4 protein-coding genes are annotated in these 2,176 nt (G+C 71.6%); 2 read left to right on the top strand and 2 right to left on the bottom strand.

Annotated features, from left to right (window positions below; translation table 11 throughout):
* On the bottom strand, positions 1–307 hold a 307-nt coding region (locus VGR37_03995; protein ID HEV2146557.1), incomplete at its 3' end, for a PHP domain-containing protein.
* A 20-nt stretch (positions 308–327) separates the two neighbouring features.
* Between VGR37_03995 and VGR37_03990 the strand changes: the two genes are divergently transcribed.
* Together VGR37_03990 and VGR37_03985 are read left to right on the top strand one after the other, a co-directional pair.
* Positions 328–846 (top strand): hypothetical protein, encoded by a 519-nt coding sequence (locus VGR37_03990; protein HEV2146556.1) that lies wholly within the window; start codon positions 328–330, stop codon positions 844–846.
* A complete protein-coding gene (locus tag VGR37_03985) occupies positions 827–1,012 on the top strand; it encodes a hypothetical protein (GenBank protein HEV2146555.1) in 186 nt (61 codons plus the stop codon). Before VGR37_03990 ends, VGR37_03985 begins: the two co-directional genes overlap by 20 nt.
* A 267-nt stretch (positions 1,013–1,279) precedes the next feature.
* Here the strand turns inward: VGR37_03985 and VGR37_03980 are convergent.
* On the bottom strand, positions 1,280–2,176 hold an 897-nt coding region (locus VGR37_03980; protein HEV2146554.1), incomplete at its 5' end, for a hypothetical protein.

The raw sequence follows: 2,176 nt of genomic DNA, 5'->3' as shown, positions 1-2,176 counted from the left end.
TCCCGCGCGCGCTCCCCCGCCGCGCCCGGGTGACCAGCGCGGCCAGGCTGCGGTAGCCGGCCTCGTCGCGCGCCAGCAGCGCGAGGGGGTGGCCGCCCACCCTCAGCTCGGCGCCCACCAGAGGGCGGACGCCCTGCTCCTTCGCCTCCTGCGCGAAGCGGACGATGCCGCCCAGGTCGGCCGCGTCGGTGAGCGCCAGGGCGCCGTATCCCGTCTCCGCCGCCCGCCGCACCAGCGCCTCCGGCGTCAGCGCCCCGTCCCCGAAGGAGAACGCGCTCCGGCCCCGCAGCTCGACGTAGCTCTCCATCAGGCGTACACCGCCGGATCATGGAACGCTGGCGTCCCACAGGCGCCGTTATGTATCTTTCCAGGATGAGGCCCCAGCGAATCTACACGGATACCTCCGTCATCGGCGGCTGCTTTGACGCGGAGTTCGCCCCCTGGTCCAATGGGCTCCTCAAGGACTTTCGGCTGGGCACCTACCGGCCTGTGGTCTCGGACATGGTGGCCGCCGAGATAGAGGATGCCCCGGAACGGGTGCGAAACAAGTACACGGAACTGCTGGCGATCGGAGCTGAAGTCCTCGAGGTGGACGAGTCCATCGTGCGGCTGGCCGACGTCTACCAGGCGCGTCGGATCCTCACGCCCAAGTTCTACGAAGACGGCGTGCATATCGCGCTTGCGACCGTGGCTCAGGTGGACCTGCTCGTCAGTTGGAACTTCCGGCACATCGTGCACTACGATAAGATCCGCCTGTTCAGCGCCGTGAACCTGGAGCTCGGATACAAGCCCTTGGAGATCTACTCCCCTCGTGAGGTGGCTCACTATGGAGAAGAAGGATTTTGACGCCGTCGCGATGACCCGCCGCATTCGGGACCATCACTACCAGCTCCTGAAGGACGCCTCTCCCGAGGAGCGTATCCGCTTCATCCGGGAGAAGGCCCAGCGCATGCACGAGTACGTAGCGCGTGCGCGTGAAGACACGTCACATCCCGCTGCCGAAGAAGCCTGACGCGGGCAGCGGGAAGCGCCGGATCTTCCGGTCCGCGGGCGCGTCCGACGCTCCGCGCGGCAGGGAGCGCGGAGCGGATTCGGCGGAGCTCCCGCTCTCCGCTGCCTTTCGGACCGTTTCGAGGTAGCTCTCCAGAAAGGAGGCGAAGTTGTTCGACGCTGTGCGTACCATGCGGCAAATCCGTGAAGAGTTGAACCGTGAGCTGACCGGCAAGAGCTTCGAGCAGCAGAAGGAGTACATCCGCGCGCGGGTGGCCGGGACCGGCTCCTAGTCCCACCAGCCGTGGATGTACCAGGCGTCTTCCGCGTCGCGGAAGAACCACACGAGCGCCCCCGCCTCGGTGACGCAGCGGAAGTACTCCCGCGCCCACCCCTCCTCCCACGCCCCGCCGGAGATCCGCTCCGGCCCCGCCGCCGCGAGCAGCCGCCTCCACTCCCGCCCGCGGGCGAGGTCGCAGTACTGCGCCGGGACCACGTGGTCGCGGCGCGGACGGACGCGCACGGCCACCCGGCGCGGCTCGGGGAGGAGCTGCAGCGTGAGACGGGGCTCCTCCGCGTGTGCCGCCTCCGGTGCCTGCGCCGCACGCTCCGCCGCCTCCTCCGGCCCCCGCGCGCGCCACGAGGTGCGGCGCTCGGGGAGGGGATGTCCGCCGGTCTCCGGCTCCACGAAGAGGGGGCCGTGCTCGTCCACCAGCCGGGCGACCGCCTCCTCCACGGGGGCGGCGGTGGAGAAGCCGCGGTCGAACAGGTCGCCCTGGGTGGCGGAGGCGGGCTCCGTCCCCTCCACCTCCAGCGAGACGCCGGTCACCCCGTCGGGGAGGACCAGGCGGTCCAGGAGGCCGCGGACGCGCCGCAGCCAGAGGTCGCGCTCCGCGGTGGGGCGGGCGGCGCGGAGGCGCTCCCGCAGCTCGCCCCCGCCGGAGAGGGAGAGCGCCAGCGTCATCTCCCGGGCGCGCTCCCCGCGCCCGGCCAGCGCGGCGCAGACGGGCCCCAGGAGGGCGTTGGCGGTGAAGGCCAGCCGCCCCGCGTCGCGCACCTCGTACTCCACGAAGTCCATGGAGGCGTGCGGCCGCTCGGGGGGGATGGGGCGGAAGAGGCGGCGCCCGTCGTCGGCGCGCGCCAACCGCCAGAGCGCCGTCCCCGCGGCGCCGAAGCGGACCTCCAC

Source organism: Longimicrobiaceae bacterium, from assembly GCA_035936415.1.
In the GTDB taxonomy this organism is placed as follows: Bacteria; Gemmatimonadota; Gemmatimonadetes; order Longimicrobiales; family Longimicrobiaceae; genus JAFAYN01.
Note: the sequence above shows the minus strand (reverse complement) of the source record. Positions and strands in the feature narration are given on the sequence as shown.